The 21,233-nt window shown below is 69.4% G+C and carries 17 protein-coding genes; 11 read left to right on the top strand and 6 right to left on the bottom strand.

From position 1 onward, the window contains the following. Nucleotides 1–40 precede the first annotated feature (40 nt). Nucleotides 41–664 carry a rhomboid family intramembrane serine protease gene (locus tag ACYVO6_RS27760; RefSeq protein WP_461065771.1) on the bottom strand — a complete coding sequence of 208 codons (624 nt, stop codon included), beginning with the start codon at nt 662–664 and terminating at the stop codon, nt 41–43. 268 nt (nt 665–932) lie between these two features. On the opposite strand from ACYVO6_RS27760, the gene ACYVO6_RS27755 reads away from it, so the two are divergent. The 3 genes from ACYVO6_RS27755 (at nt 933) to mqnE (ending at nt 3,393) form a co-directional block, all read left to right on the top strand. Further along, complete coding sequence (locus ACYVO6_RS27755) at nt 933–1,604, top strand: UbiX family flavin prenyltransferase (protein WP_461065769.1); 672 nt, start codon at nt 933–935, stop codon at nt 1,602–1,604. 76 nt (nt 1,605–1,680) lie between these two features. Continuing rightward, on the top strand, nt 1,681–2,136 hold the full coding sequence (locus ACYVO6_RS27750; RefSeq protein ID WP_033319506.1) for an Lrp/AsnC family transcriptional regulator: 456 nt from the start codon (nt 1,681–1,683) through the stop codon (nt 2,134–2,136). A gap of 93 nt (nt 2,137–2,229) precedes the next feature. Beyond that, nucleotides 2,230–3,393 (top strand): aminofutalosine synthase MqnE, encoded by a 1,164-nt coding sequence (gene mqnE, locus ACYVO6_RS27745; RefSeq protein ID WP_461065766.1) that lies wholly within the window; start codon nt 2,230–2,232, stop codon nt 3,391–3,393. An 82-nt stretch (nt 3,394–3,475) separates the two neighbouring features. On the opposite strand, the gene ACYVO6_RS27740 is transcribed toward mqnE, so the two are convergent. After that, nucleotides 3,476–4,102: a Uma2 family endonuclease gene (locus ACYVO6_RS27740; protein WP_461065764.1), complete on the bottom strand. Its 627-nt coding sequence runs from the start codon at nt 4,100–4,102 to the stop codon at nt 3,476–3,478. A gap of 183 nt (nt 4,103–4,285) precedes the next feature. Here ACYVO6_RS27740 and ACYVO6_RS27735 point away from each other — a divergent pair, with 183 nt between their 5' ends. The 4 genes from ACYVO6_RS27735 to ACYVO6_RS27720 all read left to right on the top strand — a co-directional run bounded on the left by ACYVO6_RS27735 (nt 4,286) and on the right by ACYVO6_RS27720 (nt 6,677). Next, complete coding sequence (locus ACYVO6_RS27735) at nt 4,286–4,921, top strand: UdgX family uracil-DNA binding protein (protein ID WP_461065983.1); 636 nt, start codon at nt 4,286–4,288, stop codon at nt 4,919–4,921. 112 nt (nt 4,922–5,033) lie between these two features. Then, a complete protein-coding gene (locus tag ACYVO6_RS27730; protein ID WP_461065762.1) occupies nt 5,034–5,567 on the top strand; it encodes a GNAT family N-acetyltransferase in 534 nt (177 codons plus the stop codon). Between the two features lie 105 nt (nt 5,568–5,672). Then, nucleotides 5,673–5,978, top strand: a complete 306-nt coding sequence (locus tag ACYVO6_RS27725) for a DUF4229 domain-containing protein (RefSeq protein WP_461065760.1) — start codon at nt 5,673–5,675, stop codon at nt 5,976–5,978. 45 nt (nt 5,979–6,023) lie between these two features. Then, nucleotides 6,024–6,677, top strand: a complete 654-nt coding sequence (locus ACYVO6_RS27720) for a TetR/AcrR family transcriptional regulator (protein WP_461065758.1) — start codon at nt 6,024–6,026, stop codon at nt 6,675–6,677. A gap of 36 nt (nt 6,678–6,713) precedes the next feature. Here the strand turns inward: ACYVO6_RS27720 and ACYVO6_RS27715 are convergent, their stop codons facing one another. Beyond that, entirely contained in the window at nt 6,714–7,613 is a 900-nt protein-coding gene (locus tag ACYVO6_RS27715; protein WP_461065756.1) for a MaoC/PaaZ C-terminal domain-containing protein, read from the bottom strand. A gap of 327 nt (nt 7,614–7,940) precedes the next feature. On the opposite strand from ACYVO6_RS27715, the gene ACYVO6_RS27710 reads away from it, so the two are divergent. Next, nucleotides 7,941–9,842, top strand: a complete 1,902-nt coding sequence (locus ACYVO6_RS27710) for an AMP-dependent synthetase/ligase (RefSeq protein ID WP_461065754.1) — start codon at nt 7,941–7,943, stop codon at nt 9,840–9,842. A 235-nt stretch (nt 9,843–10,077) separates the two neighbouring features. Here the strand turns inward: ACYVO6_RS27710 and ACYVO6_RS27705 are convergent, their stop codons facing one another. Beyond that, nucleotides 10,078–10,281 (bottom strand): cold-shock protein, encoded by a 204-nt coding sequence (locus ACYVO6_RS27705; RefSeq protein ID WP_033319512.1) that lies wholly within the window; start codon nt 10,279–10,281, stop codon nt 10,078–10,080. A 355-nt stretch (nt 10,282–10,636) separates the two neighbouring features. Between ACYVO6_RS27705 and ACYVO6_RS27700 the strand changes: the two genes are divergently transcribed. Both ACYVO6_RS27700 and ACYVO6_RS27695 read left to right on the top strand, forming a co-directional pair. Next, on the top strand, nt 10,637–11,485 hold the full coding sequence (locus tag ACYVO6_RS27700; protein WP_461065752.1) for a menaquinone biosynthetic enzyme MqnA/MqnD family protein: 849 nt from the start codon (nt 10,637–10,639) through the stop codon (nt 11,483–11,485). A 54-nt stretch (nt 11,486–11,539) separates the two neighbouring features. Further along, nucleotides 11,540–13,303, top strand: coding sequence for a serine/threonine-protein kinase (locus tag ACYVO6_RS27695; RefSeq protein ID WP_461065750.1), 1,764 nt, complete (start codon nt 11,540–11,542; stop codon nt 13,301–13,303). Here ACYVO6_RS27695 and ACYVO6_RS27690 read toward each other — a convergent pair. Beyond that, nucleotides 13,296–13,778, bottom strand: a complete 483-nt coding sequence (locus ACYVO6_RS27690) for a hypothetical protein (RefSeq protein WP_461065748.1) — start codon at nt 13,776–13,778, stop codon at nt 13,296–13,298. The genes ACYVO6_RS27695 and ACYVO6_RS27690 overlap by 8 nt on opposite strands. A gap of 226 nt (nt 13,779–14,004) precedes the next feature. Here ACYVO6_RS27690 and ACYVO6_RS27685 point away from each other — a divergent pair, with 226 nt between their 5' ends. After that, nucleotides 14,005–16,341: a serine/threonine-protein kinase gene (locus tag ACYVO6_RS27685; protein WP_461065746.1), complete on the top strand. Its 2,337-nt coding sequence runs from the start codon at nt 14,005–14,007 to the stop codon at nt 16,339–16,341. Between the two features lie 42 nt (nt 16,342–16,383). Here ACYVO6_RS27685 and ACYVO6_RS27680 read toward each other — a convergent pair whose 3' ends face one another. Continuing rightward, the gene (locus tag ACYVO6_RS27680; protein ID WP_461065744.1) at nt 16,384–21,033 is read right to left on the bottom strand and encodes an FtsK/SpoIIIE domain-containing protein; all 4,650 of its coding nucleotides are present in this window, start codon (nt 21,031–21,033) and stop codon (nt 16,384–16,386) included. Nucleotides 21,034–21,233 lie beyond the last annotated feature (200 nt).

Genomic DNA, 21,233 nt, shown 5'->3' with positions numbered 1-21,233 from the left:
GGCGCCGCCTCGGCGTGCGGAGGGCACCCTGTCCGCGCCCCTACGACGCGAGCCCCGCCGGAGTCGCCCGCCGCCGGAACACGAACGCCGCCGCCACCCCCGATATCAGCCCGATCAGGTGGCCCTGCCAGCTGACGCCCGTCTGGGTCGGGGCCAGGCCCGCCAGGATCGAGGTGCCCCAGACGGCGCCCACAAGCAGGCCGGTCAGGATGCCGAGCGGGCGGCGCTCCACGAAACCCGTCACGATCAGGTAGCCGAAGAGGCCGAAGACCAGGCCGGAGGCGCCCGCGGTGTTGCTGTGCGCCGGGGCTATGAGCCAGACACCCAGGCCGTCGGCGACGATGATCAGTGCGCACACGGCGGCGAAACGGCGCAGCCCGCCGAGGGCCGCGACAAAACCGAGGACCAGCAGCGGAACGGTGTTCGCCGCCAGGTGGGCGAAGCCGAAGTGCAGGAACGAAGCCGGCACGATGTCGACCAGCTCCGACGGCTCGCGCGGAGTGATCCCGAGGCTGTCCAGCGAGTGGCCCGTGATCACGTCGACCACTTCGAGCAGCCACAGCAGGGCCACCCAGCCCACCATCAACTTGGCGGCCGTCTTCGCCCGCTCGCCCTGCGACCAACCCCGGTCGCTCCGGGTCCAACTGACGTCCTTACCAGCCATTGCCGTCCCCCATCGTCCGCCCGTACCGCCGCCCGCACCCGTTGAAAGTATCTGTCGCGTCTAAGCGCACCGTTAGGGGCGCGGGGCCGTGACATATGCGGCTCCGCCGCGCGGGCGCGACCAGCCCCCACCGGCCCGCAGCCTCACTACTGCACTTCCAGCGGAGCGCTTGGCGCACCAGTCGCCCGGCTCTGTCAGATTAACGGCCGTGCCCCCGACTCCGTTCCCAGTCCATTCCCACTTCCGGCCGCCGGATAGGCTCGGCACCATGAAGCCAGGACAGACGCAGCGCACGCCTTGGATCGTGGGGGTCTCCGGTGCGTCCGGTACGCCGTATGCCGCTGCCGTGCTGCGTGCGCTTCTGGATGCGGGGGAAAGCGTCGACCTGATCGTCAGCAGGGCTTCGCGGCTGACGTTGCTGGACGAGACGGGGATCAGCTTCCGGGACGCCCACTGGGACGAGGACCTGCGCGAATGGCTGGCCCGTGGCGCGGACGGCAAGCCCGGCACCTTCGACATCCGGGCCCATGACGTACGGCACTGGAGCCCCGGTGACCTGGCAGCGGGGCCGTCTTCAGGCTCGTACCCCTCGAAGGGCATGCTCATCGTGCCCGCGTCCACGGCCTGTGTCGCCGGGGTCGCGCTCGGCCTCTCGAAGGACCTGCTGCAACGCGCCGCGAGTGTCACGCTCAAGGAGCGCCGCAAGCTGGTCGTCGCCGTCCGCGAGACCCCGCTGAACGGGCAGACCCTGCGGCACCTGGTGACCCTGGACGACGCGGGCGCGACCGTACTGCCGGCGTCCCCGGCGTTCTACGCGGGCGCCACCCACATCCAGGACCTCGTCGACTTCGTCGCCGGGCGGGTGCTGGACGCGGCGGGCGTCGAGCACACGCTCTACCGCCGCTGGGAGGGCGAACTCGGCGGCTCACGCACCATCTGAGCAACTCGCAGTACCCACGCAGCACTTCATCACTTTCAGGACTTCAGGAACTCTTCAGCGGAAGGCTATCGATCGCATGGACGCGGTGGACAGGCAGCTCATCCAGGCCCTCAGGGAGAACGGCCGGGCCTCCTATGCGGAGCTGGGACGCCTTGTCGGACTGTCGGGACCCAGCGTCACCGACCGCATCAACCGCCTGGAGGCGGCCGGCGTCATCACCGGCTACCGCGCGACGGTCGACGCCACCTCGCTCGGCCTCGGCGTCACCGCCCTGATCGGCATCTCGCTCTCCGACGCCGCCGACCACGAGGACGTCGCGCACCGACTGCGGGACCTGAACGAGATCGAGGACTGCTGGTTCATCGCGGGCGACGACTCGTTCATGCTCAAGGTCCGGGCGCCGGACGTGGACGGCCTGGAGAAGACGATTCGGCGGCTGTCGGGGACGAAGGGCGTGTCTCGTACGCGTACGACGATCGTGCTCTCCACGAAGTGGGAGAACCGGGTCGGAGAGCTGCCGGAAGAGGCGTAAGTCGTTAGGCGCGGAGCGCCGTATGGGGGCACCTCCCGCCCGAAGGGTGGGGGAGTACGGTTGACCGAGTTGTCGGGCAGGGAGAGGTAGAGCATGGACGTCGGGCTCAAGCGCGAGCTGGAGGAGAAGGTCCGGGCCGGTGAGCGGCTGACCCGTGAGGACGGCATCGCGCTGTACGAGTCGGACGACCTGGCCTGGCTGGGCGGGCTCGCCCACGAGGTGCGAACCCGTAAGAACGGTGACGTCGTCCACTTCAACGTCAACCGGCACCTCAACATGACGAACGTGTGCACGGCGTCGTGTGCGTACTGCTCGTTCCAGCGGAAGCCGGGCGAGAAGGACGCGTACACGATGCGTATCGAGGAGGCCGTACGCCTCGCCAAGGCGATGGAGGGCGAGAACCTCACCGAGTTGCACATCGTCAACGGCCTGCACCCGAATCTGCCGTGGCGTTACTACCCGCGGTCGCTGAGCGAGCTGAAGAAGGCGCTCCCGAACGTCTCTCTGAAGGCCTTCACGGCGACGGAGATCCACCACTTCGAGACGATCTCGGGCCTGTCGGCGTCCGACATCCTGGACGAGCTGATCGAGGCCGGTCTGGAATCGCTGACCGGCGGCGGTGCGGAGATCTTCGACTGGGAGGTACGCCAGCACATCGTCGACCACCGTACGCACTGGGAGGACTGGTCGCGGATTCATCGGTTGGCTCACTCCAAGGGCCTCAAGACCCCCTGCACGATGCTGTACGGCCACATCGAGGAGCCGAAGCACCGGGTCGATCACGTGCTCAGGCTTCGTGAACTGCAGGACGAGACGGGCGGCTTCCAGGTCTTCATCCCGCTGCGCTACCAGCACGACTTCGTCGACGTGAAGGACGGCAAGGTACGCAACCGCCTCCAGGCGCGCACCCAGATGGCAACCGGGGCGGAAGCTCTGAAGACCTTCGCGGTCTCCCGTCTGCTCTTCGACAACGTTCCGCACGTCAAGGTCTTCTGGGTCATGCACGGCGTCCAGACCGCCCAGCTGGCCCTCCAGCACGGCGCCGACGACATGGACGGCTCGGTGGTGGAGTACAAGATCACCCACGACGCCGACAACTACGGCACGCCCAACAAGCTGACCCGCGAGGACCTGCTGGACCTGATCAGGGACGCGGGCTTCCGCCCGGTGGAACGGAACACGCGGTACGAGATCATCCGCGAGTACGAGGGGCCGGACGCGTCGCGTCGCGAGTCGCCTCAGCCGATGCGGGTGTGATCGTTTCTTTCCTCCCACCCGCCTTTCAGGTGGGAGGGTGGTCCGCCCCCTCCCACCTTGCGCGGCTCAGTGCGCAGGGAGGTCAGACTTCGATCAGTTTGCGAAGGTCGATGTCGACGGGGAAGGGGACCTCGGTGGTGAGCTTGTCCGTGTGTACGGGCCGGTCCGGCCGAGGGACGATGACCCCGCTGTCCAGTTCGATCCAGAACTGGTGCACGACCGGAATGTCGTCCTCGCCGCGCTCGACCCGCCAGTAGTGGGCGATCCCGGCCTCGGTATACAAGGCGGGCTTGTGGAAACGGTCCATTCCGCGCGAGCCGGGGGACACCACTTCAATGGCGAGAACCACGCACGAGACCGGCGTGCAGTCCAGGGTGCGGATGTCGATCCCGGTCTTGTCGTACACGAGGATGTCCGGCTTGGGGACGTTGCCGTCGTCGAGCTGCGTCCAGCGCTCGACGTTAACGGCGTACGGCGGCCGCTTGGCGAGTTCCAGTGAAAAGTACAGCTTGTCCCGGACCTGGTCGTGCCACCAGCTGCTAACCCCACGTACCACGATCTTCCCATCCACGAGTTCCCAGTCGAACGGGACGTCCAGCTCCTTGACCTGGTCCCAGGTCCAGCCCTCCTCGGGCGGGAACATCCAGTTCTCAGGAGTGGCGCGCGTGTGCTGCCCGGTGTGTGCCTCGGCGGCCATGACTGCTCCCATGGAAGTGATCGTGAGGGGTGGCGCTCTCAGATGTTCCCGTTACGACGGTAGCGTCACTCGCCCGAGTGGGGAGGCAACGTTCCCGCGGCTCCGTGGGACGCCTCAGAAAGATCGCGTGTGAGGCTCCCTACGGGCGGGTACTCGCGCAGCGTGGCCAGCACCAAGGCGCCCAAAGAGCCCAAGATGCCCGAGGACGCGTACACGGCGGAGCCGTTCGTGCCGGAGCGCCGCACCCTGCCCGCCCTGCGGAAAGCCGCCGCCGAGTGCCGGGGCTGCCCACTGCACCGGGACGCCACACAGACCGTGTTCGGCAACGGCGACACCGACGCCCGGGTGCTGATCGTCGGAGAGCAGCCGGGAGACCAGGAGGACCGCCAGGGGAAACCGTTCGTCGGCCCCGCGGGCCGCCTGCTCGACCGGGCCCTGGCCGAGGCGGGCATCGACCCAGGCCAGACGTACGTCACGAACGCCGTCAAGCACTTCAAGTTCACCTCCTCCGGCCCCGGCAAGCGCCGTATCCACAAGTCACCCACCCTGCGCGAGATGACGGCCTGCGGCCCCTGGCTCGCCGCCGAACTGGCCGTGGTGGACCCGGAGTTGATCGTCGTACTCGGCGCCACCGCGGGCAAGGCGCTGCTCGGCTCCTCGTTCCGCGTCACCCAGCAGCGCGGAACGCTCCTGGAGGAGGAGATCCACGGCCGCCAGACCCGCCTGGTCGCCACCATCCACCCCTCCGCCGCCCTCCGCGCCGACGACCGCGAGGCGGTGTACCAAGGGCTGGTCTCCGACCTGAAGGTGGCGGCAAGGGCACTGGACTGAGCGCAGGCCAACGAGGGCAGGCCAAGCGGAGAGGGCGCAGGCCAAGCGGACAGGACGCCCGGTCCTCCGAATGCCCTTGAGCCGCGTACGCAGTAATAGATAACCTTGCCCCATGCCCCTTACGTTCACCCTCGACCCCTCCGTGGACCCCGCCCTGCGCGACGGCCTCCTCCACCTCTGGGCCGACGTCACCAACGCGGGCGGCGCCGTCGGCTTCGTGCCGCCCGTGACCACCGACGCGATCCGCCCGGAACTCATCAAGCACCTCGCCGCGATGAGCGAGGGCCGTATGCGGCTGCTGGTCGGCCGGGACGAGGAGGGTGCCGTCGCCGCGACCGCCTTCTTCGCCTTCAACACGCACCGGCTGATGACGCACTGGGTGTGGCTGTACACCGTGATGGTGCACCCGAAGCACCAGGGCAAGGGCTACGGGCGCGACCTGCTCGCAGCTGCCGCGGAGGCGGCCGGCGGCTTCGAGGGCATCGAGGCGATACGGCTCACCTGCCGCGGCGGACTCGGACTCGAGCGGTTCTACGCCTCCTGCGGCTACAAGGAGGTCGGCCGCGTACCCGGCGCGATCCGCGTCGCACCCGGCGACGACCGCGACGACATCACGATGCTGCTGCCGCTCACCCGCCTCGACTGAGGCCACTCCCCTGAGGCCATGGAGGCCCCCTGCAAGCTCACAGACAGAACGTGCTTGACTGGAGGGTGCCCTTTGGGAACGTTCGAACGGGAAGAGTGGATTGAGATGCTCCGCTACACACTGATGCGCCTCGGAATCTTCGCGGGCTGCCTCGTGGTCGTCTGGGGCCTCGTCTACTCCGGCATCGCCCCGCGCGGCCTCGGCGACTCCAACGGCATGTGGATCGTCCTGCTCGCCCTCCTGCTCTCGGCCCCGATCAGCTTCGTGGTCCTGCGCAAGGAACGCGACCGTGCCTCCGCGAAGATCGTCGAGCGGGTGGACCGGACCAAGGCCAACCTGGAGCGCAACCGTTCCCAGGAGGACATCGCCGACGACGCGGCACGCGGCGGGGCGCAGGGCCAGCCTTCGTAACTGACGGCGACACGCCCTCGGCGTGGGGACCGTACGCTAACCCACATGGGTGCTGTGAAGAGCAAGCGGATGCCGCGGGCGGTGCGTGAACAGCAGATGCTGGACGCGGCCGTGCACATCTTCGGGCAGCGTGGGTACATGGCCGCGTCGATGGACGACATCGCTGAACTCGCGGGTGTGTCCAAGCCGTTGGTGTATCTGTACCTGAACTCGAAGGACGAGCTCTTCACCGCCTGTATTCGGCGCGAGGCCAAGGCGCTCACCGACGCCGTACGCGCCGGCGTGCGGACCGACCTGCCCGCCGACCGCCAGCTCTGGGAAGGCCTGCTGGCGTTCTTCGCGCACACCTTGCAGAACCCTGACGGCTGGGCGGTGTTGCACCTCCAGGCCCGTACGCACGGCGAGCCGTTCGCCGCCGAGGTCACCGCGATGCGGGAGGAACTCGTCGCGTTCGTCACCCAGTTGATAGCGGTGGCCGCCCGTGAGGCCCACCGCAACCCGGCGCCGGCCGAGCGTGCCGAGCACGAGGTCGCCGGCCTCGCCGAGGCCCTGGTCGGTGCGGCCGAGTCCCTTGCCGCCTGGGCCAACACGACGCCCGGCGTCTCGGCCAAGCAGGCGGCGGCGACGCTGATGAACTTCGCCTGGGCAGGCCTCGGGAACCTGATGGACGGGCGGGCCTGGACACCACCGAAGTCGTAACGCGTCACGCCAGGGGTGTGCCTCGCCAGGAACCCCTCACGCCAGGGGCCGTACCTCGCCCATGAGATGGACACGCTCCCCTTCCCCACGCAACTCGAAGGCACCCCCCTTCGCCGCGTACGTCACCACCCCCGGCAGCAGCACCGGCGCCCTGAACTCGGCCTTGACGCACACGACTTCGGGAACACCGTGCTCCGCGAGACAGCGCGCCACGCTCCACATACCGTGCGCGATCGGCCCCCGGAACCCGAAGAGCCGTGCCGTGAGCGGATACAGATGGATCGGGTTCCGGTCCCCGGAAGCCGCCCCGTAACGCTGCCCGAGATCCCCACCGAGCCGCCACTCGGCGATGGCGGGAAGGGCTTTGCGGACCTCGCCCGGCGGCGAGGGCGGCCCGGCGTGCGCCTTGGTCTGCGAGGTCTGCGAGGTCTGCGAGGTCCGATGCGAAGTCTGCGAAGTCCGATGCCGCGCGAGATACGTACTCCTCGACTCCCATACGAGGCTGCCGCCGCCCCGAACCTCGGTGACGAGGGTCGCCTCGGTCCCGCGCCGATGCGGCGCCAACCCCTCGACGTAGACGTGGAGTTCGTACTCCCCAGTGGCCGGCAGCGCCTCCCGCTGGACGATCTCGACGGCCGTGTGCACCAGCCCGAGCAACGGCAACGGAAACGCCCGCGCACTCATCAGCCGCATGGCCAGCGGAAACCCCAGCACATGCGGATACGTCACAGGCAGCGCGTCGGCGCCCACGCCGTACCCGCAGACGCGCTCGTACCCGGCGAGCTTGGCGAGGTCGATGCGAACGCCGGGGAGTACGAGGCGAGTCGGGGGCGCGACCGCACCGCCGCGCCGGGGCCGCTTGAAGGGGGAGAGGAGGGCGCCACGGGCGAGGAGGGGAGTGAGGGCGGGGGAGGCGGCGAGGGTCTGGGTGTGCATGCGGGTCACGCTCCCGATCGGCACCATCATGAATCTTACTCCGGAGTAAGATTACTCAGAGGTCAGGAAGAGGTCGAGACGTACCCCGGCGCCTGTGAATGTTGTGGAGGGTGGCGTCGTCGCTGGTGAAGACGGTTCGCTGACGGCACCCGTGTACGTCGTAATGCGTACGTTGAAGGCTCACCCCCCGATGAACACCAGCCTGATCAGCCCCGTAGCACCCATGGGGACCCATGGGACCCGTGGGGGACCGCCCCTTGTGATGCGTGATGAGTGAGCCGACTCGGAACACCCTCCCCCACAGGCATGACGACAAGGAGCCGCCCCATGTCCGCCAGGAAGTCCTCCACTCCCGCCCCCGCGCTCGTCGAGCCGGACATCAAGCGGCTGGACGGTGTCGTACGGGAGGCGGCGGTGCCGCCGCTCGTCGCTCCGGTCAGGCACGGATCCCTCGCGGACATCCCGTTCGACAACGCGAGCGCGGCCCCCGCCGATGTCGTACTGAGCCGCAAGGGGCCGGACGGCGACTGGGTGGACGTGACGGCGAACGCGTTCGCGGACGAAGTGCTGGCGCTGGCCAAGGGACTGATCGCCGAGGGGCTGATGCCGGGCGACCGGATCGCCATCATGGCGCGTACGACGTACGAGTGGACGCTGCTGGACTTCGCGGCCTGGGCCGCCGGCCTGGTGACCGTGCCGATCTACCCGACCTCGTCCCTCTTCCAGACCCGCTGGATCCTCCAGGATTCCGGGGCCGTCGCGCTCGCCGTCGAGGACGCCGCGCAGGCCGCCGCGCTGGGCCCGGAGCGGGAACGGATCCCGGATCTGCGGCATGTGTGGGTCTTCGAGAAGGGGCACGTGGAACGGCTCGCCGAGTCGGGCCGGAACGTGCCGGACCCGGAAGTCGCCGTACGCCGCGGCATGTTGGGGCCGGGAACCCTCGCCACGATCATCTACACCTCGGGTACGACCGGCCGCCCCAAGGGCTGCGCCCTCTCCCACGGCAACTTCTTCGCCGAGGTCGACAACGCCATCGAACACCTCTACCCGGCCTTCAGGTCCCGCACCGACGAACCGGCGGCCACCCTCCTCTTCCTCCCCCTCTCCCACGTCTTCGGCCGCATGATCGCGGTCGGCTGTCTGCGCGCCCGCGTCCGGCTGGGGCACGCCCCGGGCATCGGTTCCGAGGAACTGCTCACCGACCTGGCCTCGTTCAAGCCGACGTTCCTCGTGGCCATCCCGTACGTCCTGGAGAAGGTTTTCAACACGGGCCGCGCGACCGCCGAGCGCATGGGCCGTGCCTCGTCCTTCGACCGCGCGGCCCGCGTCGCCCGCGCGTACGGGGAGGCGATCGAGGCCCAGCAGCACGGCATGGGCCCGGGTCCGACCCGCTCCCTCCGCGCGGCCCGTTCCCTCTACGACCCCCTCGTCTACCGCCGCATTCGCAACGCCCTGGGTGGCCGCGTCCGCTACGCCATCTGCGGCGGCTCCCCGCTCGGCCGCGACCTCGCGGCGTTCTTCGCCGGCGCGGGCATAGAGATCTACGAGGGTTACGGCCTCACGGAGTCGACGGCGGCGGCAACGATCACCCCACCCCTCAAACCCCGCCTGGGCACGGTGGGCTGGCCCATGCCCGGCACCCGGGTCCGTATCGCCGCGGACGGGGAGATCCTGCTGAGCGGCGGCCATGTCTTCCGCGGCTACTGGGACCCGCACGCGGGCGGAGTCGTTCCCGCCGCACCCGACGGCTGGTTCGCGACGGGCGACATCGGCGCTCTGGACGACGAGGGCTACCTCATGATCACCGGCCGCAAGAAGGAAATCCTGATCACGGCCGGCGGCAAGAGCGTGGCCCCGGCCCCCCTGGAGGACTGGCTCCGCTCCCACCCTCTGATCGCCCAGTGCATGGTCCTCGGCGACGGTCGCCCGTATGTCAGCGCCCTGATCACCCTCGACCAGGACGGCATCGCCCACTGGCGCCAGATGAACCACAAACCTGCGGTGCCCGCCGAACTCCTCGTCGAAGACGAGGAGTTGAACACCATCCTCCAACGAGCGATCCACGAGGCCAACAAGCTGGTCTCCCGCCCGGAGTCGATACGCCGCTTCGCCATTCTGCCGGGACGCTTCAGCGAGGAGGCGGGCCACCTGACCCCCACGATGAAGCTCCGGCGGGATGCGATCGCGCGGGACTTCGCGGCGGAGATCGAGGGGCTGTACGAGCGGTAGGGCGGCGCGAGACGCCACTGCGCCCGAGGGGGCCGCAGGCCCCCAAGGGGCGCGGGGAACTGCGCGACAAGCCACAACGAACCCGCAGCCGCGCACGATCCCAACACACCACCCCGGTAGGCGCCGCCGGAGGCAAAGGCAGGAGCCCCGGCACCAAATGGTGGCGGGGCTCCTTGGGTACTGCGCTCGTTCCGGAGATCAGAGCATCAGAGCGTTCGCTCTTGAAGCCGAAGGATCAGACGGGGGTGACGTTCTCCGCCTGCGGGCCCTTCGGACCCTGGGTGACGTCGAAGGTAACCGCCTGGTTCTCTTCGAGGGAGCGGAAGCCGCTCGCGTTGATCGCGGAGTAGTGGACGAAGACGTCGGGGCCTCCGCCTTCTTGGGCGATGAAGCCAAAGCCCTTTTCGGCGTTGAACCACTTCACGGTTCCGGTAGCCATAAGCCCTCCTTGGGCCCAAAGGGTTGCCCTGCTCCAGAACCAGCGATTGTGTAAACAACTGCATTCGTCTGAATACGACGAGAGCCCGCGGTTACATGCGCTCCGCAGGCTCTGTACTGCAAGGGAAACCAAACTGCAACTTGCGGCCGAGCCTAGCACGCGGGCAGCCGGAAGCAATAGGGAGCAAGATCACGTCACCCGGATGTTTGAGCAGTTCGCCCGATGGGTTGACGTAAGGAAGGCGGCGGGGTGTCACGGGGGTTGACACAAGAGGCCGAGATGGTTTCCGGAATCGCTCTGCACCACTCCGGGACCCGAAGCCTGCACCGTACCCCAAAGGGTCTAGCCTCGCGATGTGGACAATTCTCGCACCCGGCCGCGCGTCGGCCACATCCAGTTCCTGAACTGCCTGCCCCTGTACTGGGGGCTCGCCCGTACGGGGACGCTTCTCGACTTCGAGCTCACCAAGGACACCCCGGAGAAGCTCAGCGAGCAGCTGGTGCAGGGCGATCTCGACATCGGGCCCATCACGCTCGTCGAGTTCCTCAAGCACGCCGACGACCTGGTCGCCTTCCCCGACATCGCGGTCGGCTGCGACGGCCCGGTGATGTCGTGCGTGATCGTCTCCCAGGTCCCGCTCGAGGACCTGGACGGCGCCCGCGTCGCCCTCGGCTCGACCTCGCGCACGTCCGTACGGCTCGCGGAGCTGCTGCTGGCCGAGCGGTTCGGCGTACAGCCCTCGTACTACACCTGCCCGCCCGACCTCGCCCTGATGATGCGTGAGGCCGAGGCCGCCGTACTCATCGGGGACGCGGCGCTGCGCGCCAACCTGCTCGACGGGCCGCAGTACGGACTCGCCGTGCACGACCTGGGCACGCTGTGGAAGGAGTGGACGGGCCTGCCGTTCGTCTTCGCGGTCTGGGCGGCCCGCCGCGAGTACCTGGAACGCGAGCCGGTCGTCACGCGCAAGGTCCACGAGGCCTTTCTCGCGTCCAGGGACCTGTCGCTGGAGGAGGTCGGCAAGGTCGCCGAGCAGGCGGCGCGCTGGGAGGCTTTCGACGAGAGCGTTCTGGAGAACTACTTCACGACGCTCGACTTCCGTTTCGGCGGGCCGCAGTTGGAGGCCGTCACGGAGTTCGCCCGCCGGGTCGGCCCGACGACCGGCTTCCCGGCGGATGTGAAGGTGGCTCTGCTGGAGCCGTAGGACAGCCCCTACCCTGCTGGTGGGAGTGGAGCGCGTACGGGGGAGGCACACGCCATGCAGCCGCTCGATGTCGGCGAACCCACCACGGTGGGGCCCTACCGGCTGCTCGGCCGGCTCGGCTCGGGAGGGATGGGCCGGGTCTATCTGGGCCGCAGCGCGGGCGGCCGTACCGTCGCGGTCAAGATCGTGCATCCGCACTTCGCGCTCGACGAGGAGTTCCGCGCCCGGTTCCGCCGCGAGGTCGACGCGGCGCGGCGGGTGGGCGGCGCGTACACGGCACCGGTCCTCGACGCAGACCCGGACGCCTCGATCCCATGGGTGGCGACCGCGTACGCCGCAGGACCCTCGCTCGCCGCGGCGGTCGCGGACGCCGGTCCACTGCCGGAACATTCCGTACGGGTCCTGGGGGCGGGCCTGGCGGAGGCGCTGTCGGCGGTGCACGGCCTGGAGCTCGTACATCGCGACGTCAAGCCCTCGAACGTACTCCTGACGCTGGACGGCCCGCTGCTCATCGACTTCGGCATCGCGCGAGCGACGGACGGCACGGCGTCCCTGACGTCCACGGGTGTGTCGGTCGGCTCGCCCGGTTACATGTCACCGGAGCAGATCCTCGGCAAGGGGGTCACGGGGGCGGCGGACGTGTTCTCGCTGGGGGCGGTACTGGCGTACGCGGCAATCGGGGCGCCCCCCTTTCCCGGCGACTCCTCGGCCTCCCTTCTCTACAAGGTCGTACACGAGGAACCCGAACTCGGCTCCCTGGAGGGGGAGTTGCGTAATGTGGTCGCGGCCTGTCTGTCCAAGGACCCGGGCGAGCGTCCGTCTCCGGCCTCGCTCGCCGCGCGGCTCGCGCCGGAGGGGGCGGCGCGGTTGGTGGCGGCGGGGTGGCTGCCGGGGCCGTTGGTGGAGCAGGTCAGCCGAAGTGCGGTGCAGTTGCTGAACCTTGAGGCTACGGGAGTGGATGAGGCTTCGGGGGTGGTGGGGTTCAGTCGTCCTTCGGTCGGTAGTCCTTCGGTGGGGGCGGAGGCCAACGGGTCGGTTCCCGCTGGGGAGTTCGGGCCGCCGGATCCTTCGTACGGGGTGGGGGCGGACGGGGCTGGGCGGTCGGTGCAGGCTGAGCGGGCCGCGGAGGTGGCGGGGGCGCCGACGTACGTTCCGGAGCGGCGCGAGGCTGACGGTCGCGGGGGATTGGGCCCCGGCCCCGGTCCCTCTTCCGCTCCCGCTCCGGGGAAGCTGTCCGTCTCCGTGGCCGCGACGTCCGTGCCGGGTGCGGGCGGCCGTGGGCGCAAGCTGAGTTGCACGGTGGCGCTGGCGGTCGCGGGAGCGCTGGCGGCGGTGACGTTCGGCTCGGTGTTCGTCTTCGACCTGCTGCCGGGCGGAGCTTCGGAGGGCGGCGGGAACGCGGCCGACGACACGGCGGCGAGGCCGAGCGCGTCCGCCGCGCCCACGTCCGCACCGGCCACCGGAGCGGCTGTCCCCCAGCGCTACCTCGGCACCTGGGAAGGCGACGGCGTAGCCCTCAACGGCACCCTCCCCATGGGCAAGTTCCGCGTCACGGTCCGCCAGGCCGGCGTGGGCGAACAGTTCGCCACGTTCCGCCAGACCGACCTGATCGGCGGCCACTGCGACACCGTACTCATCCTCAAGAAGGCCACCCCCCAACAGATCACCGCCACCAGCGTCGCCAAGAAGTCCAAGGACGCCGTGTGCGTGATGGGCCGCCACGAGGTCCGCCTGATTCCGGTGGACGACGACTTGAGGTACGAGACGGACAACGAGGAGGCGGGGGATCCGGTGGCTCGGATGAACAGGGTCAAGTAGCAGCCTTCCGGCGGCGGTGCAGGAAGCGCCCGCCGAGCACTGCCGCGCCGGAGAGCAGCGCGGTGCCCCAGATGATGGCCCAGACGTACGGATACTCCTCACGGAGCCAGCAGGCGCCGCCCTCGCTGTAGCAGTCGAGACCGCGACCGCGCCTGGGCCGCATCGCCGTGAAGAGCACCACGGCGAGCAGCGCGGCCATGGCCTGCCCGGGTAACGAAGCGGCGATCCACTTCAGCGAACCCACCTTGTCCTCCGGCCACTTCACCCGCGTCAGCGTCACGACCAGGGCGGCGATGGTGAGGGGCACGAGAAGGCCGGCGGTCGCGGCCAGACCGTACGGGCCTCCGGGCCAGGCGAGGGCGGGACCGCCCCAGACATGGTTACGAACCCAGAAGATCGTCACGAAACAGAGCCCGGCCATTTCGAGGAAGAGGGTGATGTGGACCAGCCACCGAAGAACGGCATCCCACGTCACCTTCGGCTCCCGCTCCGGCCCGCGCGACACCGCCACCCGCCCCCGCACAGGCTCGTACCGCAAGGCAGCCCCCGCCGCCCGCCTCCGCTTCGGCCTGGCCGATCCGCTCACCGTTCGTCTCCCCTGCCGTCCCCGACTACTCCCACCAGTCACACCCATTACTACTGTGTCTGCAAACAAGTGAACGAAAACACCGCGCGGACGAGGAAACGGGGAAGGCCCGACCATGGAGACACTGCAGCCGGACGATCCGCGGGAGTTGGGCAGCTATCGGCTGCTGCGGAGGCTCGGTGTGGGGGGCATGGGTCGCGTCTACCTCGCTCGTTCGCCGGGCGGCCGCACGGTCGCGGTGAAGGTCGTACGACCGGAGCTGGCGGCCGACGTCGACTTCCGCCGCCGCTTCCAGCACGAGGTGGAGATAGCCCGCGCGGTCTCCGGCCGCTATACGGCACCGGTCGTGGACGCGGCTCCGGACGCGTCGCTGCCGTGGCTCGCGACCTCGTACGTCCTCGGCCCCGACCTCACCGATGTGGTGGAGGCACACGGCGCTCTCCCGGAGCACACGGTCCGCGCGTTGGGAGCGGGCCTCGCTGCCGCCCTCCAGGAAATCCACGCTGCGGGTCTGATCCACCGCGACCTCAAGCCCTCCAACGTCCTGCTGGCGGCGGACGGCCCCCGCGTCATCGACTTCGGCATCGCCCGCGCGGTGGACGGAAACCGTATGACGCAGACGGGAGTTGTGGTCGGCTCGCCCGGCTACATGCCGCCCGAGCAGGCGTTGGGGCAGGACGTCGGGACCGCTGGAGACGTCTTCTCGCTCGGTGCCGTGCTTGCCTTCGCGGCAACGGGCCGCAATGTCTTCGGGGAGGGCGCCGCCTCGCACGCCGCGATGCTCTACCAGATCGTTCATGGCGAGCCGGACCTGACGGGCGTACCGCAGTCGTTGACCGGGTTGTTCCGCGCTTGCCTGATGAAGGACCCAGCTCAGCGGCCGGCTCCGGCGGAGATCGTGCGGGCCCTGGCTCCGCAGGGCGTCGACGGACTGTTCAGGGACTGGCTGCCGTCGGCGGTGGCCTCGACGATTGCCACGCATGCGGCGGGAATCCTGGACCTGGAGACGCCATCGGACGGGGTGGCGCCGGTGGCTCCGACCGCGGGTGCCTACGGGTATCCGTCAACCCCGGGCGGGTACGGGTATCCATCAACTCCCAGCATTGGTATGCCAGTTGGCGCACCCCCTGCCCACCCCACGGCTCCGCCGAGCTTCGGCCCGCCCCCGACCGTCCTCAACGGGGGCACACCACCGTCGGCACCCATGCCCTCCGAACCCGCGCCCCCGTCCCGCCGCCGTTTCGTCGGCCTCGCGGCCGGCGGCGGCGTCGCGGGCGTAGCCGCCGCAGGTGCGGCCACGGCCTGGTTGCTGACCCGCGACGACGGCGACGCAACCGGGGCGTCGACGGCGGACGGCAACGGAGGAGCGGCCGAGCCCGCGGCGGAGAACTTCACGACACCCCCCGCGGGCACGGCCCCGCAGGCGTTGTGGCACGAGTCCGTGGCGGAGGACAGCATCAGCACCACCAAGCCCCTGCTGACGCACAAGGGGCTGCTGTTGATCAGCGGTGATCCGCTGGTGGCGTACGACGTGAAGACTGGGAAGGCACGCTGGACCCGCAAGGACGTGCTGCCGTTCGGCGCCCCGCTGCTGCTGGCCGGCGGCAGGCTCTTCATGGCCGACACCGACACGAGCGGCGTACTCAAGGCGCTCGACGTGACGACGGGCAAGGAGGCCTGGCGCAGCCGCCTCGGCAAGGACCTGAAGGTCGAGAAGACGATCGCCGTCGATGCGAAGAACGTGTACGTCACGGTGACCGACTTCAGCGACTCCCGCAGCGCCACCGACTACCGCACCGGTGTCGCGGCCATCAGCCACAGCACGGGCAGGCAGACGTGGCTGCAGAAGCGCGACTGGGGTACCGACGACTACGACGTCGAGGGCACCGTCGACGGAAAGTACCTCGTCTACGCGGACTCCAACTACAACCTCACCGTCCGCGACACGGCCACCGGCACCCAGCTGTGGACCAAGAAGATCGGCGACGACTGGAGCTGGACGCCCACGATCGCCCCCGGCGCGGGTCTGGTCCTCCTCCCCGGCGACAACCTGAAAGCGGTCGACACCGAGACCGGCAGGACCCGCTGGACGCTGCCGCCGAACGGTCGCGGCGGCTTCGACAATCCGACCGTCATCGACGGTGTCCTCTACGCCGGCGACCACGACGGCGGCGTATGGGCCGTCAACGTCAAGACCGGCAAGAAGGTCTGGCTGAGCGAGGAGCCGGGCGCCGACGAGGCCCCGACGCGGTTCCTTCGCGCGGGCGAAACCCTCTACGGGGCCTCGGACGAGGACGACGGCGGCATCTTCGCCATGAACGCCAGGACCGGCAAGACCCGCTGGGTCTACAACGACAACAAGAGCCCGGGAGAGCCGTGGCAGCTCGCCAACGCGGGCAACCGACTGCTGGCGACGCACGGCTACGAGGTCTACGCGCTGCCGGCGGTGTGACGAACCACCGCCGGCAGACCAGCTGAAGGGAAGCCGGCGGTCCTACATGGGCGTCGTGACCGTCATGTGCTCCCCGCTGCCCAGGTGCAGCATCCCCTTGCCCGGCGCGATGGGACCGCCGACCATGCTCCGGGTCGTACGGATGCCGATCAACTCGCCGGCGGACGAGTCCTGCGGCGACAGCAGAATCCCGCGGCGGGCCTTCTTCGCGTCGACCTGCCAGCCGGAGAAGCCGTCGCAGATCTCCTCCTCGTCACCGGCGATGACGACGGCCACGCCGTCCTCCGTGCCGCGTTTCACGATGCGCTCGAAGACGTCCTCCGCGTCGCAGTCGTCCAGCACCTCGGCGTCGTCGACGAGGACGACGATGGGCTGCTCCGGAGTTGCCGAGCCGATGGCCTCCTCCAGCTCGTCGGTCTCGATGTCGTTGCCGGTGAAGACCTTCAAGACGCCTTCCTGGCCGTCCAGTTCGCGCAGCGGGGACTGCCGCGGCGCCGCGACGACGAGACGTACGCCCTGAGTGAGGTACGAGCGCGCGAAGTTCAGCAGCACCGTGCTGCGACCGGACTTGGCGGGGCCGCCGATCACGAAGGCGGGCGTCCCCTGAGCGAGGTCGGGGCCGAACGCGGTGATCTCGTCACCGCCGACGCCCACCAGGGCCCACAGCGGGGACCCGGTCGTCTCCGGATCGCGCATCGCCCAGGCGTCGGCGAAGGAGATCCGGCTCGGCAGGACGTCGACGCGGAAGGGGCGGCGGGAGCGCGGGAGGCCCGCATCCCGTGCCGCGGCGGCCTCGCCGATGGCGACCAGCGCGGCGGCCTGGCCCTGGCCGGTCGTGTCGTCGGAGAGCAGGGCGAACTGCGTCTCCGTGGCCGTCTCGTTCCGGAAGGCGCGTCCGGGCGGGATCTCTTCGGGAACCTTGCGGGAGTTGATGTCCAGCATCGAGAAGTCACCGCGGTCCGCCAGCCGCAGACCGTACTTGTCCTCGGTCAGGGAGGAGATCCGGCCGGCCAGGATCTGGCGGTCACCGGTGATCACGATGTGGATGCCGACGCTCGCGCCCTCCCGCATCATGGCCATGAGTTGGTCGGTCAGATCACCGTGGTCGTACTCGCCGAGCGTGGGCAGCCAGCCCTCCCAGCGGTCCAGCAGCAGCACGATGTGCGGCAGTCGCTCGTCCTCCGCGACGGAGGCCCGCATCTCCCCGATGTCGGCGAACCCCTTCTCGGCGAACAGGTCCTGGCGGCGGGTGAGTTCACCGGACAGCCGCGCGAAGAGCCGTACGACCCGCTCCACTTGATTACGTCCGACGACGGCACCGCAGTGCGGCAGGCGGGTCAGCGCGTTGAGGGCGCCGTTGCCGCAGTCGATCCCGTAGAGATGGACGTCGGCCGCCGAGTGCGTACGGGCCAGTGAACCCGCGATAGTGCGCAGCAGCTGGGAGCGTCCGGTGCGCGGAGCGCCACCGACGAGCAGGTGCCCGAAGGTCGCGAAGTCCACGGCCACCGGGCGGCGGGCCTGCTCTCCCGGCAGGTCCTCCACGCCGTACGGGGCGGCCGACAGCGCACCCGCGCTCCGGACCTGCGGAATGTCGTCCAGGAGCAGGGTCTCCTCCAGCGCGGGCAGCCAGGGGCTGTGCTGCGCCGGAATGCCCATGGTCTGATTGGCGCCCCGTACGGCATCGACCAGCACCTTGAGGTCGGTGATCTCCTCTTCCTCGCGCGCCTCCGCCTTGGGCTTCTGCAGCGCGGCGCGTCCCAGGTCCTCCCAGGTCAGCGGACCGGCCCACGGAGCGAGCGTCTGCGGGTCGGCGGCCCCGGGGCGGCGTCCGCCGACCCGGCCGGACTGGAAGGGGATGAGGGAGGCGTGCCCCAGACGCACGTACGCGCGGCCGGGTGTGCTCTTGGAGATGTGCCCGGCCTCGGGCGAGTCGATGACGTCGCTGGACTCGCTGCCGTCGGTCACCCGCAGTGCGATACGCAGGTTGGTGTTGGCCCGGATCTCGGGCGAGACGACACCGCTGGGCCGCTGTGTGGCGAGGAGCAGATGGATGCCGAGGGAGCGGCCTCGCTGGGCGATGTTGACCAGGCCGGTGACGAAGTCCGGCAGGTCACGGACCATGGACGCGAACTCGTCGATGACGATGAGCAGTCGGGGCACGGGAGGGTGCGAGGGATCGCGTCGTACGAGGTCCTGGTAGTCCTCGATGTCCTTGGCGTCGGCCGCGGCGAGGATGTGCTCACGTCGCTTCAGCTCGGCGCCGAGCGATTCCAGGGCGCGCTCGACGAGGTGCGCGTCCAGGTCGGTGACCATGCCGACGGTGTGCGGCAGCTTCACGCAGTCCTTGAACGCCGAGCCGCCCTTGTAGTCGACGAGCACGAACGTCATGTTCTCGGGGGTGTTGGCGACGGCGAGCGCCGCGACGATGGTCTGCAGCAGCTCCGACTTACCCGAACCCGTCGTACCGGCAATCAGACCGTGCGGACCGTCGCGCCTCATGTCGATACCGAAGGGACCGTCGTACGACTCACCGACGACGGCCATCGTCGACTGCCCGCCCATCCGCCAGCGGGCCGTGATCGCGTCACTCGTCGGCGGCTCCAGCTGCAAAACGTCGAGCAGCCGGCTGGAGGCGGGCAGCGCGGAGTCCTCGGTCTCACCGCTGATGTCACGCACGGGAGACAGCGAGCGGGACAGCCGCGCGCACCAGGCCGGTGACACGAAATCAGGCCGTACGTCACTCATGCGACGGGCACCGCTCTGCTCGACTCGCAGTCGCAGCTCGAGTGCCTGCTCCTGGCCCTGCTGCCCCTGCTCGTCCGCCCGGTGCCAGGCCTGGAAGGACGGGAACCCGCCGCCCCCACCGGCTGCGCCCCCGGCGACCTGCGGGGTCATAGCCCCCGCGGCGGCGGTCTGTTCGGTGGGACGAGGCTCGGCGACGACCACGGCCTGGCACTCGCCGGGCAGGAACCGCTCCTCCTCGTCCAGGCAGATCGCGTACATCGAAACGGCCGGACCCTCACGCAACAGCCGTACGACACCGGGCAGCGAGCGCAGCCGACGCGACCCGTCCCATACGACGACGACGTCGGGGTCGCTGAAACCGGCCTGGTTCCCGGACTCCTTCAAGGCCTTCTGGCGCGCGTCCAGCAGCTGGGTGAGCTCACCGACGCGGGCGCCGACGGTCTCGGAGTCCGTACCGATCAGCAGGTTGATGTCCTGGCCGCCCGACGGACGCGCATGCGGCAGCCAGCGCACCCAGTCCCAGCGCGGATGCGCCGCGTTCTCGGTCAGTACGTAGAACTGCACGTCCATCGGGCTGTGCAGGACCGCGGTCTGGGCGACGACCCACCGTCCCAGAGCGTGGGTCGAGTCACCGGGCCCGGCGATGCCAATGACACCGAGATCCTTCAACGGCAGTGCGACAGGCGCGTCTTCGATGTGCCAGGTGACGTGACGCTTGTGGTCGTCCTGCTCCGGATCGTCGAGGACGACCTCGGACGGGACCCGTCCCGTACCGACCCGCACCAGCAGGTGGTCGGCGTCGGTGCGCCGCCGTTCCCACAGCCGGGTACGCGGACCAGTGCCGATGGCCAGCACCGCGGCGGGGTCGGGGATGGCCTGGCGCCGGTCCACCCGTTCGGCGAGCAGGGCCTCTTGGGCGTCCTTCTCGATACGGGCCTTGTGCTCCTTGTACTCCTTGACCTGCTTCGCATGCGATTTCCGGCCGTGCTTCTTGTCCATGAAGTAGTTGCCGAAGAGCATGAACGGGCTCAGCGCGGCCATGATCATGTAGTACCACTTGCCGAAGATCATGACCGCGACGACGGCACCGACCAGCGGGAACAGCGCCATCAGCCAGGGCAGCGGGCGCGCCTCGAAATCACTGGGCTTCGAGGGCAGCCGGAAGTTGGTCTCGCGCTCGGGCGGGCGCAGGCGTGGCGGCCGGTTGTAGTCGAGTCCGACGCCGTCTTCCGACCACTTCAATGCGGCATTCGGTGGGGTGTATCCGGCAATTTCCAGCAATGTATTGCCGAGGGCGAGTTGGGCGCCGAGGGGCCATTCGCCGCCTTCGAACTCTTCGCCGTCGAGGCGCGGGCCGCCTTTCTTATCGCCCTTCTTATCGCCTTTGTCGTCCCTGTTGTTGCTGTCCTGCCGGTTGTCGCCGTTGTCCCCGTTATCACCCTTGCCGCCCTTGTCGCCATGAAGGGTGACTTTGCAGGTGCCGTCGATTGCGATCGACAACGTCGCGGCGCGGTGGGCGAGTTCGGGATCGTCGACGCGGAGCTGTGCGGCCGGGCCGCTGCCGATGTCGTACCGCCCGACCCCGAGCCGGTGCACGGCACCGGCCGCGGGACCGCTGACCACCCGCAGCTCCACCACACCGGTCGGCTCCCCGGGAAGACAGCCGGCCGGGTCGTGCAGGCTGACGACGGCACCCTCACGTATCGGCGAAGCGACGATGTTCGCGCTCGGGTCCACGGCGTATCCGTCGACGAACATCTGAGGCGCCCCACCGCCGCCGGGCATGGGGCGCCCTCCGATGGGGATGACCTGCGCACCTTCGGACAAACCGACATGCCGCGCCAACTCCCGCGCTATGTCCCCGATCGACGACTCCGGATCGGCATCGAGCACCACATCGGTACTGGCGCCGCCGACCGGATCGACGACGGTCAGACTCAGGCGCACGATCGTCCTCCTCGCTGGGCTGAGGCCGCCCCCAGAACGCACAACACAGTGGCAGTGACGATAGCCGCCCGCTCCTTACCCGCGACAACGGGATCCGCAGGACGGTCACGAACCTGTTGCTCAGCCGGGCTGTTGATCCCAACTGCCCCACACGTAAGCTCTTTGCTCGTGCGGATGGGCCAGTGCACGGCCCAGGGATC

The organism is Streptomyces pseudoechinosporeus, from assembly GCF_054783935.1.
The sequence above is the reverse complement of the archived record's forward strand: the minus strand, read 5'-3'. Positions and strand labels throughout refer to the sequence as shown.

Bases quoted from the DNA above. Each gene is read 5' to 3' on its own strand.
- ACYVO6_RS27720 (WP_461065758.1), top strand. From the start codon at position 6,024: ATGGGTGCTGTGAAGAGCAAGCGGATGCCGCGGGCGGTGCGTGAACAG.
- ACYVO6_RS27705 (WP_033319512.1), bottom strand. From the start codon at position 10,281: ATGGCTACCGGAACCGTGAAGTGGTTCAACGCCGAAAAGGGCTTTGGC.
- ACYVO6_RS27685 (WP_461065746.1), top strand. From the start codon at position 14,005: ATGGAGACACTGCAGCCGGACGATCCGCGGGAGTTGGGCAGCTATCGG.
- ACYVO6_RS27715 (WP_461065756.1), bottom strand. From the start codon at position 7,613: ATGCACACCCAGACCCTCGCCGCCTCCCCCGCCCTCACTCCCCTCCTC.
- ACYVO6_RS27740 (WP_461065764.1), bottom strand. From the start codon at position 4,102: ATGGGAGCAGTCATGGCCGCCGAGGCACACACCGGGCAGCACACGCGC.
- ACYVO6_RS27755 (WP_461065769.1), top strand. From the start codon at position 933: ATGAAGCCAGGACAGACGCAGCGCACGCCTTGGATCGTGGGGGTCTCC.
- mqnE (WP_461065766.1), top strand. From the start codon at position 2,230: ATGGACGTCGGGCTCAAGCGCGAGCTGGAGGAGAAGGTCCGGGCCGGT.
- ACYVO6_RS27725 (WP_461065760.1), top strand. From the start codon at position 5,673: ATGCTCCGCTACACACTGATGCGCCTCGGAATCTTCGCGGGCTGCCTC.
- ACYVO6_RS27710 (WP_461065754.1), top strand. From the start codon at position 7,941: ATGTCCGCCAGGAAGTCCTCCACTCCCGCCCCCGCGCTCGTCGAGCCG.
- ACYVO6_RS27695 (WP_461065750.1), top strand. From the start codon at position 11,540: ATGCAGCCGCTCGATGTCGGCGAACCCACCACGGTGGGGCCCTACCGG.
- ACYVO6_RS27760 (WP_461065771.1), bottom strand. From the start codon at position 664: ATGGCTGGTAAGGACGTCAGTTGGACCCGGAGCGACCGGGGTTGGTCG.
- ACYVO6_RS27730 (WP_461065762.1), top strand. From the start codon at position 5,034: ATGCCCCTTACGTTCACCCTCGACCCCTCCGTGGACCCCGCCCTGCGC.
- ACYVO6_RS27735 (WP_461065983.1), top strand. From the start codon at position 4,286: ATGCCCGAGGACGCGTACACGGCGGAGCCGTTCGTGCCGGAGCGCCGC.
- ACYVO6_RS27750 (WP_033319506.1), top strand. From the start codon at position 1,681: ATGGACGCGGTGGACAGGCAGCTCATCCAGGCCCTCAGGGAGAACGGC.